This window comes from Prauserella cavernicola, assembly GCF_016595675.1.
Classification (GTDB): Bacteria; Actinomycetota; Actinomycetes; order Mycobacteriales; family Pseudonocardiaceae; genus Prauserella_A; species Prauserella_A cavernicola.
Genome location: NZ_JAENJH010000001.1, coordinates 249,032 through 264,669 on the forward strand (window position 1 = coordinate 249,032; position 15,638 = coordinate 264,669).

Sequence of the window (15,638 nt, forward strand, 5' to 3'; positions counted from 1 at the left end):
GCTCGTCACAGCGCCAGTTCGGTGCCGTCCCAGCCGCGGCGCAGCCACCGGTCGTGCGAGGCGAGGACCACCGCGCCCGGCGCTCCGCCGAGTGCCTCGGTCAGCTCCTCGGCGAGCGTGAGCGACAGGTGGTTGGTCGGCTCGTCCAGCAGCAGCACGTGCGGTGGGTCGGTCAGCAGCAACGCGAGCGCGAGCCGCCTGCGCTGACCCACCGACAACCTGCCCACCCGGCGGTCGACGTCCCTCGGGGCGACGAGCCCGAGCGACGACAGCGCGGGCGCGTCCTCGCGGGCCGCCGCCGCGTAGAGCTCGCGCGGCGTGCGCTCGGGATCGGCGAACGACACGTCCTGCTCCAGTAACCCCACGCGGACGCCACGTGCCCGGTGCACGTCGCCGCCCGCCGGGCTGAGCCTGCCCGCCAGCACGGCCAGCAGCGTCGACTTCCCGGCACCGTTGGCCCCGCTGACGAGCAGCCGCGCCGAGGTGCCCACGTCGAGCTCGGCGAGCCGCAGCCTGCCCGGCACGTCGAGGTCCCGCACCGACAGGAGCCGGTCGGCCGGCGGGGCTCCGGTGAGCGTGCCCGCGAACCGCAACGGCTTCGGCGGCTTGCGGACCTGGTCCCGTTCCAGTTCCTCGAGCCGCTGCTGAGCGTTGCGCACCCGCCGTGAGATCTGCTTCTGCACGCGGCCGGTCTTGAAGTCGTAGGCCATCTTCGCGTTGTCCCGGGGGCCCCGGTTGTGGTTGATGTCGCGGGCCGTCACCGCGACCGAGTGCCGTAGCTGTGCCAGTTCGTCCTGCTCCTCGGCGTGCCTTTGCTCCCAGCGGGCGCGTTCGGTGCGTTTGGCCTCCAGGTAGTCGGCGTAGTTCCCGCCGTAGCGCACCGGCCCGCCCAGCGCCGGATCCAGGTCGACGATGTCGGTGCACACCGCGGCGAGGAAGACCCGGTCGTGCGAGGACAGCACCACGATTCCCGAGTGGGCCGCGAGGTGGCGTTCGAGGAACTCCATCGCCGCGTCGTCGAGGTGGTTGGTGGGCTCGTCCAGCAACAGCGTCCGCGGATTGCGTACCAGCAGTGCCGCGAGCGCGAGCCGGGACCGCTGCCCGCCGGAGAGCCGCCCGAGCGGGCGCTCGGGTTCGATCGCGGCGAGCCCGAGCCCGGCGCACACCAGTTTTGCGCGCCGGTCGGCGTCCCACAGGTCGTGGGCCTGCGCCCACTCCAGCACCCGGCCGTACTCCTCGAGCGTCTCCGTGTCACCGGGCTCCGCGGCGAGCCGTTCGCTCAGCTCGTCGAGCCGGGCGGCGGCGACGCGAATCTCGGCGAGCGCGTCGTCGAGCACGTCGGCGACGGTCGCGGTGTCCGGGAACGGCAGCTCCTGACGCAGGAACCCGAGGTCGCCGCCACCCTCGACCGTGCCGGCCTTGGGCTCCTCGAGCCCGGCGAGCAGCCGCAGCAGCGTGGACTTGCCGACGCCGTTCTCGCCGACCAGGCCCAGCCGCTGGCCCGCGCCGGCGGTGAGATCGAGGCCCGTGAAGACGACGCGGTCGGCGTAGGCGAAGGCGACGTCGCGGGCGCGCAGGGAAAGAACCGAAGACATGAGGCAACACCAGCCCTGAGCAAAGAAGGGATCACCCGCCGGGCGGGGGCCTCGGGCGCGGGTGAGGGCGGTGGTCAGCTCTTCATGATGCGGTCAGGGTAACCACGCGGCGGCGGAGCGCGCCACCGAATTACCGGCGTTCGGCGACGTTGACCGAGCCCGGCGCTCGTGTCAATCTGAAGGAACTCTTGCGAAAGGATTCTTTCAGATGACCGAGCCGCCACCGAGGCGTCACGTCCACGACGCCGAACTCCTGCGCGCGCTCGCCCACCCGCTGCGGGTCGAACTGCTCGGACACCTGCTCTCGGTCGGCGGTGGCACGGCCACCGAGTGTGCGAGCGCTGTGGGTTCGACGGCGTCCAACTGCAGCTGGCATCTGCGTCAGCTCGAACGGTTCGGGCTGGTCGAACGGAGCGAGGGCGGCAACAGTCGCGAGCGGCCCTGGCGCGCCACGGCCGTCGGGCTCGACTTCGGCAGGCTCGACGACGACCCCGCCACCCGCGCCGCGCAGCTCGGCGTGCTGGGTGCGAGCCTGGCCGAGGAGGACCTGCTGACCCAGCGGTTCCTGGACACCGTCGGCGAACAGCCGTCGCACTGGCGCGACGCGGCGGTGCTCAACGGCTACTCGCTGCGGATCACTCCGGACGAGCTCACAGCGCTCACGGACGCCGTGGACCGGCTGATCCGGCCCTATGTCAGTGCTATCCGTGCCGACGCCCCCGACGACGCGCGCGTGGTCCACGCCGGGCTGCGTGCGTTCCTGCGGCTCGATGCGCAGGGCAGGCCGAGCGCGTGAGCACAGTGCGGTGGCGGGGTGGTTTCGGGCGGCTGTGGCTCGCCGCATTCTGTTCCGAGACCGCCGAGTGGATGCTGCAGGTCGCACTGCCGCTGCACGTCTACGCCGTCACCGGCTCGGCCGCCTCGACCGCCGCCACCATGGTGCTCGGGCTGCTACCCGCGGTGGTGCTCAGCCCGGTGGCCGGGTTGCTCGCGGACCGGCTGGACCGGAGGCTCGTCGCCTGTCTCGCGTGTGCGGGGCAGGCCGTGGTGGCGCTGCCGTTGCTCGAGGGCGGCTCGCTGGCGGTGGTGTACGTGGTGATGGGCGCGCAGGCCGCGCTCGCCGCGATCGTCGAACCCGTGCGCACCGCGCTCGTGCCCCAACTGGTCGGCGATGACGCGGTCACCGCCGCGAACGGGATGCTCGGTGTCAACGCCAACCTCGCACGGCTCGCCGGCGCGTGGCTGGGTGGAGTGTTGCTCGCCCTCGGCGGTCTTGTCCCCGTGGTGGTCGGTGCCGCGGGGGCGCTCGTGGCCGCCGCCTGCCTGCTCGCGGCGCCGTTCGGCGGGGTGAGCCGGGTGCCCGAGGCGGCCGGGAGACGGGGGCTGGTGCGTGACTGGCTCGCCGGACTGGCCGAGTTCCGCCGCGACCGCGCGCTGCGGGTCACCGCGGTCGTGCTCGCGTTCGTGTCCACCGCGCAGGGCATGTTCGTGGTGCTGTTCGTTGTGTTCGTCACCGACGTGCTCGGCGGCAGCGAGGCCGACGTCGGACTGCTGCGCGGCGTCCAGGCGCTGGGCGGGCTCGCCGCCGGGCTCGTGCTGGCGACGCTCGCCCGCCGCGCGGCGCCGGGAAAGCTGTTCGCGTGGGGCGCACTGACACTCGGGATCTGCTCGGCCGTGATCTGGAACGGCCCCCACGTCACCACGGTGCTCGGCGTCTACGTGGGGTTGTTCGCGGTCGTCGGGTTCCCGGGGGTGCTCTCCGGCGCCGGTTCCCAGGCCGTGCTGCAGACCGCCACCGCGCCCGAGCTGACCGGCCGGGTGCTGAGCACGGCCTTCGCGGGCACCGCGGCGTTCACCGCGCTGGGCATGCTGCTCGCCGGAGCGCTCACCGGTGTGGTCGGACTGCCGGTGCTGCTCGACGCGCAGGCCGCGCTGCACATCACGGGCGGACTGGTTGCGCTCGCGGGATACGGTGGTCGGCGTGCCCAATCTGTACGCAACGAGCGACCTGCACGTCACACACCAGGGCAACGCGGAGTTCGTCGACGAGATCCAGCCGGAGTCGTCCCAGGACTGGCTGCTGGTCGCCGGGGACGTGGGGGAGCGGCTGTCGGCGGTGATCGACACGCTGGCCCGGCTGCGTGAGCGGTTCGCGACCGTGGTGTGGGTGCCCGGCAACCACGAGCTGTGGACCACGGCCAAGGACCCCGACCAGGTCCGCGGCGAAGCGCGCTACGACGAGCTCGTACGCCGGTGCCGCGAGGTCGGCGTGTTCACCCCGGAGGACGAGTTCCCCGTCTGGCCCTACGGCGAGCGCCCGCTGACGATCGCGCCGCTGTTCCTGCTCTACGACTACAGCTGGCGCACCCCGGCCGCGCACGGTCAGCCCCTCGACGTCGCCATGGCGCAGGCCCGCGAGGCCGGTGTGGTGTGCACCGACGAGTTCCTGCTGCACCACGAGCCCTACCCGAGCCGCTCGGCGTGGTGCGCGCGGCGGCTCGAGCTCAGCGAGAAGCGGCTCGAGGCCATTCCGGGCGGGCACGGCACGATCCTCATGTCGCACTGGCCGCTGCACCGGCATCCCACCGAGCCGCTGCACTACCCGGAGTTCGCGATGTGGTGCGGTACCGAGGAGACCGCGGACTGGCACGTGCGCTACCGCGCCGAGGTCGCGGTGTACGGCCACCTGCACATCCCGCGCACCACGCGCCGCGACGGCGTGCGGTTCGAGGAGGTCTCGCTCGGCTATCCGCGCGAGTGGCGCAAGCGGGCGCGCGGCCCCGTGCCCGTGCGGATCATTCTCGGGAATGGTTTCGCCTGAGCACCACCGTCAACGGCGTCACGAGCACCAGCAGCGCGGCGGGCAGCCCGAAACCCAGTACCGCGTCGTGGTGGTAGGGCGCCGTGAACGCCGCCGGGGCCACCGCCATGCCGACGAAGCGCATCGCCTGCACCACCGAGATCGCCCCGCCGCGCCCGCGCTCCTCACCGGAGAGCACGCTCGAGTTGACCGCCACCATGATCAGCTGACCGCAGAAGCCACCGACCGCCCAGCACGCCGCCGCCACCGGCAGCGAGCCGGTCACCCCGATCGCCCCGATCAGCACGGCGCCACCGGTCAGGCCGGCCAGCGCCGATGGTCTCGGGCCGAAGCGGTCGTACACCCCGCCCACGAGCCGTGCGGTGACGATGCCCGCGACGCCGAAGCCGGTCAGTACCAGACCTCGCAGCCCTGAGGACAGCCCGAAGCCGTCCTCCAGCCGGAAGGCCACCAGGAACGACACTCCCGACAGGCACGCCCACCCGACCATGCCGACCAGGCCAGGCAGGACGACGGAGCGGCGCCACGCGTCGCGCAGCCGGGTCGGCCGGGCGCGGTCGGCGGCGCGGTCGGGCGGTAGCGGGCAGGCCGCGAGCACCACGGCGATCACGGCGATGCCCGCGAAGGCCCAGCGCCACGTCGCCTCGGCCGCGAGCCCGCCCGCCAGTGGCGCCGACGTCTGGCCCACGGCCTGCATCGCGCCGAACAGGCCCAGCGCCCTGCCGAGCCGGTCCGGGGGAGTGCCCGCCGCGAGCTTGGCCATCAGCAGCGGCAGGGTGAAGGCGTTGGCGCTGCCCTGCACGCCCCGGCTCACCTGGAAGAGCCAGAACCACGGCGCCACCGCCGAGAGCACCGCCGCCACGGCGTAGACCACGTACGCGAGCCGGATGGTCCGGCCCTGGCCCCAGCGCTCGCCGAGCGTGCCCGACACCAGCATCAACGCGGCGAAGGGCACCAGGTAGGCCGTTAGCGACGCCGCGGCCGCGGTGGCCGACACCCCGAAGCTCGCCCCGATCTCGGGCAGGATGGCGGCCACCACCCCGCCGCCGAACGGCCCGAGCAGTGCGCCGACGTAGAGCGAGCCCCTGGTGAGGCGGGCCCGGCCGGCCGGGCCGGTCAGCGACCCGAGGAGCCGGGCCCGTCGGGCCTGCGGCGCCGCAGGTAGCGCTCGAACTCGGCGGCGATCCGGTCGCCGCTGCCCTCGTCGACGGTGATCTCGGAGTCACCCTTCTCCTCGAGGGTGCGCACGTAGTCGCTGATCTCCTCGTCCTCGTCGGCCATCTCGGAGACCGTGCGCTGCCACTCCTCGGCCTGCTCCGGCAGCGCCCCCAGCGGGATGCCGACGTCGAGGATGTCCTCCAGCTTGTGCAGCAGCGCCAGCGTCGCCTTGGGCGAGGGCGGGTGCGACACGTAGTGCGGCACGGCGGCCCAGACCGACACGGCGGGGATGCCCGACTGCACGCACAGGTCCTGCAGGACGCCGGTGATGCCCGTGGGGCCCTGGTAGCGGCTGCGTTCGAGGCCGAAGCGACTGGCGGCCTCCGCGTCGTAGGCCGTTCCGGTGACCGGAACCGGCCTGGTGTGCGCGGTGTCGGCCAGTAGCGCCCCGAGCGTGACGACCACCGACACCTCGAGCTGCTCGATGTGCTCGAGTAACTCGGCGCAGAACGCTCGCCAGCGCATGTTCGGCTCTGGTCCTTGCACCAGCACGATGTCGCGGTCGAGGCCCTCGGGACGGCACACGGCGAGCCGGGTCGTCGGCCACTCGACCCTGCGGGTCACCCCGTCCACCATGCGGACGGTGGGCCTGCTCACCTGGAAGTCGTAGTAGTCGTCCGGGTCGAGCTCGGCCAGCGGCTTGGCGTCCCAGTTAAGCTGCAGGTGCTCGAGGGCCGTGCTCGCGGCATCCCCCGCGTCGTTCCAGCCTTCGAACGCCACCACCATCACCGGTTTCGGCTGGGGCCGGTTGTCTGTTGCTTCGTCGAAGGGCTTGCTCACACAGCCAGCCTACGGCCCGGCGGCATCCCCTGCGGACCGTGCTGGCCCGTAGGCTGTGAGCTATGCCCACCCCTGTCTCGTCGCCGCTGCTGGACGCCCTGACGTCCCGCGTCGTGGTCGCGGACGGTGCGATGGGAACCGCACTTCAGGCCCATGATCTGTCGCTCGACGACTTCGCCGGCTTGGAGGGGTGCAACGAGATCCTCAACGTCACCCGGCCGGACGTCGTGCGGGGAATCCACCGCGGCTACCTGGAGGCGGGCGCGGACGCGGTGGAGACCAATACCTTCGGCGCGAACCTCGCGAACCTGGCGGAATACGACATCGCGGACCGCATTCTCGAGCTGTCGGAGGCGGGCGCGCGGCTGGCGCGGGAGACCGCCGACGAGTTCGCCGCTCCCGGCAGGCCGCGGTTCGTGCTGGGCTCGGTCGGGCCGGGCACCAAGCTGCCGACGCTCGGGCACGCTCCGTTCACGACCCTGCGCGACGCCTATGTCGAGGAGGTCAGAGGCCTGCTCGCGGGCGGCGTCGACGCGGTGATCGTCGAGACCACCCAGGACATCCTGCAGACCAAGGCCTCGATCGTCGCGGCGCACCGGGCGATGGCGGCCGAGGGCCGCAGGGTGCCGCTGATCGCCTCGATCACCGTCGAGACCACCGGCACGATGCTGCTCGGCACCGAGGTCTCGGCGGCGCTCACGGCGCTGGAGCCGCTGGACATCGACGTGATCGGGCTGAACTGCGCCACCGGACCCGCCGAGATGAGCGAGCACCTGCGCACGCTGTCCCGGCACGCGCGCGTGCCGCTGTCGGTGATGCCGAACGCCGGGCTGCCGGAACTCGGACCGGACGGCGCCATGTACCCGCTGGGCCCCGAGGGCCTGGCGGAGGCACTGTCCGGCTTCGTGCGCGAGTTCGGGGTCGGCCTGGTGGGCGGCTGCTGCGGCACCACCGACGAGCACATCCGGCAGCTCGTCGCGGCGGTGCGGGAGCTGGAGGCCGCTCCGCGACGGCCGGAGCACGAGCACGGCGTGTCGTCGCTGTACCAGGCGGTGCCGTTCGAGCAGGACGCGAGTGTGCTGGTGATCGGCGAGCGTACCAACGCCAACGGCTCCAAGGCGTTTCGCGAGGCGATGCTGGAGGGCCGCTACACCGACTGCGTGGAGATCGCGCGTGGCCAGACCCGAGATGGCGCCCACCTGCTGGACCTCTGCGTCGACTACGTGGGCCGCGACGGTGTCGCCGACATGGCCGAGGTCGCGGGCAGGCTCGCGACGGCCTCGACCCTGCCGGTCATGCTCGACTCCACCGAGCCCGAGGTGATCAGGGCGGGCCTGGAGCGCCTCGGCGGGCGCTGCGTGGTCAACAGCGTCAACCACGAGGACGGCGACGGTCCGGGTTCGCGCTACCGCCGGATGCTGGAGCTGGTCCGCGAGCACGGCGCCGCGGTGGTCGTGATGTGCATCGACGAACAGGGCCAGGCTCGCACCGCCGAGGCGAAGGTGCGCATCGCCTCCCGCATCATCGACGACCTCACCGGCTCCTGGGGCATGGCCGTCGGCGACATCATCGTCGACTGCCTGACCTTCCCCATCTCCACCGGTCAGGAGGAGGTGCGCCGCGACGGCGTGGAGACCATCGAGGCGATCCGTGAGCTCAAGCGCCGCTACCCCGGGGTCCGCACCACGCTGGGCGTCTCCAACGTCTCGTTCGGGCTCAACCCGGCCGCGAGACAGGTGCTGAACTCGGTGTTCCTGCACGAGTGCGTGCAGGCCGGGCTCGACACGGCGATCGTGCACGCCTCGAAGATCCTGCCCATGGTCCGCATCCCGGACGAGCAGCGCGAGGTGGCGCTCGACCTGGTCCACGACCGCAGGCGCGAGGGCTACGACCCGCTACAGCGGCTGATGGAGCTCTTCGAGGGCAAGACCGCGGCGTCGTCGCGGGCCTCGCGGGCGCAGGAGCTGGCTCGGATGCCGCTGTTCGAGCGGCTCGAGCGGCGCATCGTCGACGGCGAGCGCACCGGGCTCGAGGCCGATCTCGACTTGGCGATGGGGGAGAAGCCGCCGCTGGAGATCATCAACGACACACTGCTGGCCGGTATGAAGACGGTGGGCGAGCTGTTCGGCTCCGGCCAGATGCAGCTGCCGTTCGTGCTGACCTCGGCCGAGGTGATGAAGGCGGCCGTCGCGCACCTCGAACCGCACCTGGACGGAGACGACGCCGACGGCAAGGGCCGGATCGTGCTCGCCACCGTCAAGGGCGACGTGCACGACATCGGCAAGAACCTCGTGGACATCATCCTGTCCAACAACGGCTACGACGTGGTCAACCTCGGCATCAAACAGCCCATCACCACCATCCTGGACGCCGCGCGGGAGCACGGCGCCGACGCGATCGGCATGTCCGGGCTGCTGGTGAAGTCGACGGTGATCATGAAGGAGAACCTGGAGGAGATGAACTCGCGCGGGGCCGCGGGGCAGTGGCCGGTGCTGCTCGGCGGTGCCGCGCTGACCCGCTCCTACGTGGAGAACGACCTCTCCGAGACCTACCGGGGCGACGTCCGCTACGCCCGCGACGCGTTCGAGGGCCTGCGGCTGATGGACACGATCATGGCGGGCAAACGGGGCGAGGCGCCTGCCGCCGACCCCGAGGGGGAGGCCAGGCGCGCCGAGCGCAAGGCCCGCCGCGAGCGGTCGCTGCGCATCGCCGAGGCCCGCAAGGCGCGCCGGGAGCCGGACGACGCCGGACCGCCCGCGCGCTCGGACGTCGCCACCGACGTGGCCCTGCCGACGCCGCCGTTCTGGGGGTCGCGCGTGGTCAAGGGAGTCCCCGTCGCCGACTACGTCACCTATGTGGATGAACGGGCCACGTTTCTCGGCCAGTGGGGGCTCCGGGGCGCCCGGGGCGGGTCCGGGCCGAGCTACGAGGAGCTGGTGGAGACCGAGGGCAGGCCACGCCTGCGCGCCTGGCTCGACCGGCTGGCCACCGATGGAATCCTCGCCCACGCGGCCGTGGTGTACGGCTACTTCCCCGCGGTCGCCGACGGCGAGGACGTGGTGGTGCTGGCCGAGCCGGATCCGGCGGCCGCCGAGGTGGCCAGGTTCACGTTCCCCCGCCAGCGGCGCGACCGCAGGCTCTGTCTCGCGGACTTCTACCGGCCCCGGGAGCTCGCCGAGCGGGCCGGCGAGGTGGACGTGCTGCCGTTGACGCTGGTCACGATGGGGCAGCCGATCGCGGACTACGCCACTGAGCTGTTCGCCAGGGACGCCTACCGCGACTACCTGGAGGTGCACGGCCTCGGCGTGCAGCTCACCGAGGCGCTGGCCGAGTACTGGCATCGCCGGGTCAGGCAGGAACTGCGTTTCGCCACCGGAAACCCCGTTTCCGACGAGGACCCGGCCGATGTCGAGGAATTCTTCAAACTGGGTTACCGTGGCGCCCGGTTCTCACTCGGCTACGGCGCGTGTCCCAATCTGGAAGATCGCGCGAAAATCGTCGAACTGTTGCAGCCGGAGCGAATCGGGGTCGCCCTCTCCGAGGAATTCCAGCTGCATCCTGAACAATCGACGGACGCCATTGTGGCTCACCATCCGGAAGCCAAGTACTTCAACACCTAGGAGTGAACGTGAACCGACCGTCCGCAATGGACGGACCTGCCGCCGTGCTGTGGGACATGGACGGCACCCTGGTGGACTCCGAGAAGCTGTGGGACGTCGCCCTGTACGAGGCGGCGTCGTGGCTCGGTGGCGAGCTCTCCGTGGAGCAGCGCGCCTCGCTCGTCGGGTCCAATATGGAGAGGACCACGTCCTTCCTGCTCGCGACCGCCGGCAGGGAGGTCACGCGCGCGGCCGTCGACGAGGTGTCCCAGTGGATCCGGGAGCGCACCAGCGCGCTGTTCGCCGACGAGCTTCCCTGGCGCCCCGGTGCCAGGGAAGCCCTCGTGGCGATCTCCTCGGCGGGGATCCCCTGCGCGCTCGTCACCTCGACCGAGCGCGCGCTGACCGAACTCGCGCTGAACACGATCGGCCGCGAGTTCTTCACGGTCACCGTGTGCGGCGACGAGGTGGACGGCCGGAACAAGCCACACCCCGAGCCCTACCTGCGGGCCGCGCGGTTGCTGGACGCCGACCCGGAGCGGTGTGTCGCGGTGGAGGACTCACCGGTGGGCACCGAGTCGGCGGTCGCGGCGGGCTGCACCGTGCTCGTCGTGCCCAACGACGTGCCCGTGGAGCCCGGGGTGCGGCGGGAGTTGCGATCGTCGCTCGTCGGCATCGACGAGTTCGCCGTCGCGGAGCTGCTGCCCCGCGGGGCGCGCTGACTCGGCGAGGGTCAGGGTTCGAGCCCGGAGGGGATGTCGGCCTTCTTCACACCGACGATCGCCACGTAGTACAGCGGGTCGCCCTTGATGTCGAGGCGGTGCCGGTAACGCTCCGATGAGCGCACCTCGAGCACTCCCGCCTCCTGGCAGCGGCGGATGAGCCGCGCGAAGCCGGAGGTGTCCTCGTCGCCGAGGAACCGGTCCTTGATGGTGAAGGCGATCCAGCCCCCGTCGCCGACGAGGTTGAACGCCGAGCGGAACGCGGCGGGCGGGATGTCGCCGTAGCCGAGCGCGGCCACGCACGACAGGGTGTTGAACTCGTGCCGGGCCAGTGCCGCGGTGTCCTGTTCGGACAGAGCGGTGAAGTCGAGCACGCGGTACTCGTCGTAGACCTCGGGCCGGTCCCGCAGCGCCGCGTCGCTGGCCTCGGTGAGGATGTCGACGCCGACGAGGTGCTGCGCGCCCACGGTGCGCAGCTGCTCACCCACGAGCCCGTTGCCTGCGCCCAGGTCGAGGACCCGCAGTGACGACGCGTCCACGTCGTCGGCCTGAATCTGTTCTTTCAGCAGCTTGCCGACCACGTCGGGTGACCGGCAGTCCAGCACGTCGTGGAAGAGCTGTTCGTAGAGGCCGGGAATGGAGAAGATCCGGTCGTAGTCGTGAAAGCGGATGTCGTGCCACGTGCCGTCGAGCAGGACCGAGCAGTACTCCGAGTCCTGGTCGATTCGTTCGGGATGTTCCGGCAGTCGGATCTGGAGTTTGTTGTTCATCGAAGGACCGCCGTTTTCGTGGGGTAACCTCCTGTTTGCCATATCCCACCTTTCTGTTCTCGATTCGTTCGGGGTCTCGGAATTCAGCAAAGTGGATTTCTGTGGCCAAGTCAACAGGCCACCCGCGCGACAGGCCGCCGTGACGGGCCGCTCGCCGCGGCGTCATCGGTGGATGGAAGGATTCAGTGTGTGAAGACCTTCGATGAGCTGTACGCCGAGCTTGCCGAACGCGCCCGGTCCCGTCCCGAGGGCTCGGGGACCGTCGCCGCCCTGGACGACGGAGTGCACGCGCAGGGCAAGAAGGTGCTGGAAGAGGCCGGTGAGGTCTGGATCGCGGCGGAGCACGAGTCCGATGAGCGGCTGGCCGAGGAGGTCTCCCAGTTGCTCTACCGGGTGCAGGTGCTGTTGCTGGGCCGGGGCGTCCCGCTCGAGGACGTCTACCGGTATCTGTGAGTAGGAGAGGAAAGACCATGCTGCGTGTCGCGGTGCCGAACAAGGGTGCGCTGGCAGGGCCGGCGTCCGAGATGCTCGGTGAGGCCGGGTACCGCCAGCGACATGAGCAGCGTGACCTGACCGTGCTCGACCCGGCCAACGAGGTCGAGTTCTTCTTCCTGCGGCCCAAGGACATCCCGATCTACGTCGGGTCGGGGGAGCTGGACCTGGGTATCACCGGTCGCGACCTGGCGCTGGACTCCGGCGCACCGGTGGAGGAGACGCTCGCGCTCGGTTTCGGCGGCTCCACCTTCCGCTACGCCGCGCCCGCGGGCCGCGAGTGGAAGACGGGCGACCTGCACGGCATGCGCCTGGCGACGTCCTACCCCCGGCTGGTCCGCGACGACCTGGCCAAGCAGGGGATCGAGGCCGAGGTGATCCGGCTCGACGGTGCCGTGGAGATCTCGATCCAGCTGGGCGTGGCCGACGCGATCGCCGACGTGGTGGGCTCCGGCCGCACCCTGCGCCAGCACAACCTGGTGGCTTTCGGCGACCCGATCTGCGTGTCGGAGGCCGTGCTCGTGCACCGCTCGGGCAACGGCGGACCCAAGCCGATCTCGCAGCTCGCAGCCCGGCTGCAGGGCGTGGTGTTCGCGCAGCAGTACATGATGCTCGACTACGACTGCCCGCGCACGCTGCTGGAACAGGCCATGGCGATCACGCCCGGGCTGGAGTCGCCCACCGTGGCTCCGCTCGCGCACGCCGACTGGGTCGCCGTGCGGGCGATGGTGTCGCGCAAGCAGGTCAACGCGGTCATGGACGAACTGGCCGACGTGGGCGCCCGCGCCATCCTGGCGTCGGACATCAGGTCCTGCCGGCTCTGAGCCGCTCATGCCGGGCCCGCACCGGGCCCGGCGTGGGTCAGCGCGGCCGTTGCCGCTTGGGCATCAGGTCGTAGAGCTTGCGGCGGGCGCCGTTGTCGTTGGCGGAGCGCGTGCTCGAGATCTCGGAGATGAAGTCCTCGAACACGAACTCCTGCTCGGCCACCGGCGGGGCCGGCGCGGCGGGAGCGGTCATAGTGTCGAGCACGGCGGCGATCTGGCGGAAGGCGACAGCCTGGATCGTCTCGGGTGCGAACGTGGTCACCGGCATGCCCCGCGCCGCGGCCTCGTTCATCACCACGCCCAGCGGCACGTGCGGCAGCACCGGGATGCCGAAGGTGTGCAGCTCGTCGAGCGCGGCCACCGCGTAGGCCGAGATCGGCCTCCGGTAGAGCCCCGGCACGAGCCCGAAGTAGGCGATCGGGGAACGTTCCACCATGGACTCGACGTAGCGGATCTGCTCCTGCATCAGCCGCAGCGCGCGGATGCTCGTGCGGTCGGGCTGTACGGGCACCAGGATGCCGTGGGTCGCGGCCAGCGCGTTGTTGGTGAGCACGTCCAGCGCGGGCGGGCAGTCGATGATCACGTGGTCGTAGTTGGCGAACTGGATGACCCTCGCCAGCTGCCAGCCCGGTACGCGGAACTGGTCGAGTCTGCGCACCAGGTCGAACATGCCGGGCGACGTCGGGATCACGTCGAACGCCCCGCCCGCGGCGATGTTGCTGCGGGTGTGCGGGACGACCAGTTCCTCGACCGAACCCCGCCACGTCTTGGTGAGTGCCTTCGCCAGGCTCGGCGCCTCGGCGGGCACCTCGGGCATCCCCAAGAGCTCCGTCGTGGCGTGACCCTGTGGGTCGAGGTCGATCAGCAGCACCCTGCGGCCACGCTCGGCGAGCGCGCCGGCGGCGCCGACACTGAGCGCGGTCTTGCCGACCCCGCCTTTCTGGTTGACCACCGAGGTGATCTGCACTAGCGCCAGCTCCCGGATCTCGTGGTTTGGGTGCAGGTTAGTGGATCAAGCCGGACCCTGCCCCGCGAACGGCCGACTGTCCGGCCGAGCTCGCACCAGCAGCGCCTGGGCGCCGGTCGCGACCTGCCCGTTCTCGTCGTGCAGGGCGCTCGTCGCCGTCCCGACCCCGCGCGGTCCCAGCACGGTCGCCGCGTCGAGTCCGATCCACTCGCCCTCGGGCTCGCGGTGAATGTGGACGGTGAGCTCGGAGTTGATGAACAGCCACTCGCGCATGTCGAGCAGGTTCGACGCCCCGTTGCCCGAGTCCGCCACCGCGAACAACCGCTGCAGCGGGCTCGGCTTCTCTCCGTCGACGAGCGCCACCCGCTGCCGCGCCCACACGGCGGTGGGGCCCGGCTCGACGACGCGACCGCGGATCTCGCGCCAGTCCATCGCGTTGAGGTAGCCGTCGTTCCAGTCCTCGGGCCACGGCGCCCTCGGACAGTCATCGGGCGGGGTGAGCGGCTCGGCGGCGCCGGCGGCGACCTCCGCGGTGTCGGAGGTCGCGATGCGCCAGCCCGAGGCCCTCGCCACCACGCGGTCGCCGTGCGCGAGTTCGGCGGAGAGCAACTCCACCGACCGGCCCGGCCGCTCCCGCCGGGCCCGCACCGTCAGCTCCGTCAACGGCGCCGGGCCCAGGATCTCGACGGTCACGCGGCCGAGCAGGAACTCGCGCTCGGCGGGGATGCTCTCGAGCTCGCGGACCAGCAGCGCAGACGGCGGTCCGAAGTGCTGGGAGTCCTTCGACCACGGACCCGCGGTGTGCTCGGTGGCGAGGTAACGACCGTCGCCGAGGGGCAGGTAGAACGCTTCGGGCACGCGGGCTCCTCAGTCGGCGCGGTCGAGGAGTGACTCCTCGCCGGGGTCGGGCTCAGGCCAGCCAGGATATTCGGGAGGCGTGCCGCCGAACGACGGGCACACCGCCTGATGCGAGCACCAGCCGCACAGCTTGCCGGGGTTGGGCCGGAAGTCGCCGGTCTTGCCCGCACGCAGGATCGCCTGCCAGATCGCCTCGAGGGTCCGCTCGAACCGGACGAGCTCGGCCTCGTCGGGCGTGTAGGCGAGCGCCTGCTTGTCGCTGAGGTACATCAGCTTGAGCTGGCGGGGCACGACGCCGCGCAGCCGCCACAGCACCACGGCGTAGAACTTCATCTGGAACATCGCCTTGGCCTCGCCGATCTGGCGGGGTGCGGCGCCGGTCTTGTAGTCGACCACGCGGATCTCGCCCGTGGGCGCCACGTCGAGGCGGTCGATGTAGCCGCGCAGCAGCACCCCGGAGTCCAGTTCGGTCTCCACGTGCAGCTCACACGCCTCGGGTTCCAGGCGGTCGGGGTCCTCGAGTCCGAAGTAGCCGTCGACGAGCTTGGCCGCACCACCGAGCCAGTCGCGCATGGCCGCCTCGGCGTCGCCGTCCCCGGACTCGAACAGTTCCATCCACTCAGGACATTCGGCGAGCAGCTCCCGCCACGTGGGCTCCAGCATCTCCTTCGCCCGCTCGGGCGCGCGCTGTCCCTGCGGGAGCGCGAAGAGCCGCTCCAGGACGGAGTGGACGAGCGTGCCGCGCACCTGGGCCTTGGTCGCCACCTCGGGCAACCGGTCGACGGCGCGGAAGCGGTAGAGCAGCGGGCACTGTTTGAAGTCACTGGCTCTGGACGGGGACAGTGCGGGCCGGCGGCGCGCGCCGGAGCGCGACGAGCCGCCGGGGGACGAGGTGACGGTGGCCGTGGTGGTGCTGCCCTCTGCCATGCCCGGAGCGTATCGGGGACCCCCGACAACGACTGGCAAGGCGGCGCGGCCGGGCGTGGGAGACA

General features: G+C 71.4%; 13 protein-coding genes and 1 pseudogene. 7 read left to right on the forward strand and 7 right to left on the reverse strand.

Going from position 1 to position 15,638, the window contains the following annotated elements:
* Nucleotides 1–5: 5 nt before the first annotated feature.
* Nucleotides 6–1,595 (reverse strand): ABC-F family ATP-binding cassette domain-containing protein, encoded by a 1,590-nt coding sequence (locus JHE00_RS01185; protein ID WP_200313850.1) that lies wholly within the window; start codon nucleotides 1,593–1,595, stop codon nucleotides 6–8.
* Nucleotides 1,596–1,803: 208 nt separating this feature from the next.
* Here JHE00_RS01185 and JHE00_RS01190 point away from each other — a divergent pair, with 208 nt between their 5' ends.
* From JHE00_RS01190 to JHE00_RS34840, 3 genes and pseudogenes are all read left to right on the forward strand, one after another.
* Nucleotides 1,804–2,391 carry an ArsR/SmtB family transcription factor gene (locus JHE00_RS01190; RefSeq protein ID WP_200313852.1) on the forward strand — a complete coding sequence of 196 codons (588 nt, stop codon included), beginning with the start codon at nucleotides 1,804–1,806 and terminating at the stop codon, nucleotides 2,389–2,391.
* Nucleotides 2,392–2,462: 71 nt separating this feature from the next.
* Nucleotides 2,463–3,494 (forward strand): annotated as a pseudogene (locus tag JHE00_RS01195) (MFS transporter); the annotation flags it as partial.
* A gap of 82 nt (nucleotides 3,495–3,576) precedes the next feature.
* On the forward strand, nucleotides 3,577–4,416 hold the full coding sequence (locus JHE00_RS34840; protein WP_307831768.1) for a metallophosphoesterase family protein: 840 nt from the start codon (nucleotides 3,577–3,579) through the stop codon (nucleotides 4,414–4,416).
* Here the strand turns inward: JHE00_RS34840 and JHE00_RS01200 are convergent.
* Nucleotides 4,391–5,452 (reverse strand): MFS transporter, encoded by a 1,062-nt coding sequence (locus JHE00_RS01200; RefSeq protein ID WP_372440337.1) that lies wholly within the window; start codon nucleotides 5,450–5,452, stop codon nucleotides 4,391–4,393. The two genes, JHE00_RS34840 and JHE00_RS01200, sit on opposite strands and share 26 nt — an antisense overlap.
* A gap of 80 nt (nucleotides 5,453–5,532) precedes the next feature.
* The gene (locus tag JHE00_RS01205; protein WP_372440338.1) at nucleotides 5,533–6,414 is read right to left on the reverse strand and encodes a PAC2 family protein; all 882 of its coding nucleotides are present in this window, start codon (nucleotides 6,412–6,414) and stop codon (nucleotides 5,533–5,535) included.
* A gap of 62 nt (nucleotides 6,415–6,476) precedes the next feature.
* Between JHE00_RS01205 and metH the strand changes: the two genes are divergently transcribed.
* Both metH and JHE00_RS01215 read left to right on the forward strand, forming a co-directional pair.
* A complete protein-coding gene (gene metH / locus JHE00_RS01210) occupies nucleotides 6,477–10,034 on the forward strand; it encodes a methionine synthase (protein WP_200313854.1) in 3,558 nt (1,185 codons plus the stop codon).
* 26 nt (nucleotides 10,035–10,060) lie between these two features.
* Entirely contained in the window at nucleotides 10,061–10,735 is a 675-nt protein-coding gene (locus tag JHE00_RS01215; RefSeq protein ID WP_200315735.1) for an HAD family hydrolase, read from the forward strand.
* Nucleotides 10,736–10,746: 11 nt separating this feature from the next.
* Here the strand turns inward: JHE00_RS01215 and JHE00_RS01220 are convergent, their stop codons facing one another.
* Complete coding sequence (locus JHE00_RS01220) at nucleotides 10,747–11,547, reverse strand: class I SAM-dependent DNA methyltransferase (protein ID WP_200313856.1); 801 nt, start codon at nucleotides 11,545–11,547, stop codon at nucleotides 10,747–10,749.
* Nucleotides 11,548–11,694: 147 nt separating this feature from the next.
* Between JHE00_RS01220 and JHE00_RS01225 the strand changes: the two genes are divergently transcribed.
* Nucleotides 11,695–11,958 (forward strand): phosphoribosyl-ATP diphosphatase, encoded by a 264-nt coding sequence (locus JHE00_RS01225; RefSeq protein ID WP_200313858.1) that lies wholly within the window; start codon nucleotides 11,695–11,697, stop codon nucleotides 11,956–11,958.
* 17 nt (nucleotides 11,959–11,975) lie between these two features.
* Nucleotides 11,976–12,821, forward strand: coding sequence for an ATP phosphoribosyltransferase (gene hisG, locus JHE00_RS01230; RefSeq protein WP_200313861.1), 846 nt, complete (start codon nucleotides 11,976–11,978; stop codon nucleotides 12,819–12,821).
* 37 nt (nucleotides 12,822–12,858) lie between these two features.
* Here the strand turns inward: hisG and JHE00_RS01235 are convergent, their stop codons facing one another.
* Genes JHE00_RS01235 through JHE00_RS01245 form a run of 3 tightly spaced genes read right to left on the reverse strand, consistent with a single transcriptional unit; the run spans nucleotide 12,859 to nucleotide 15,573 of the window.
* On the reverse strand, nucleotides 12,859–13,788 hold the full coding sequence (locus JHE00_RS01235) for a ParA family protein (protein ID WP_200313863.1): 930 nt from the start codon (nucleotides 13,786–13,788) through the stop codon (nucleotides 12,859–12,861).
* 45 nt (nucleotides 13,789–13,833) lie between these two features.
* Nucleotides 13,834–14,646: a thioesterase family protein gene (locus JHE00_RS01240; RefSeq protein ID WP_200313865.1), complete on the reverse strand. Its 813-nt coding sequence runs from the start codon at nucleotides 14,644–14,646 to the stop codon at nucleotides 13,834–13,836.
* Between the two features lie 9 nt (nucleotides 14,647–14,655).
* Complete coding sequence (locus JHE00_RS01245; RefSeq protein WP_200313867.1) at nucleotides 14,656–15,573, reverse strand: RecB family exonuclease; 918 nt, start codon at nucleotides 15,571–15,573, stop codon at nucleotides 14,656–14,658.
* Nucleotides 15,574–15,638 lie beyond the last annotated feature (65 nt).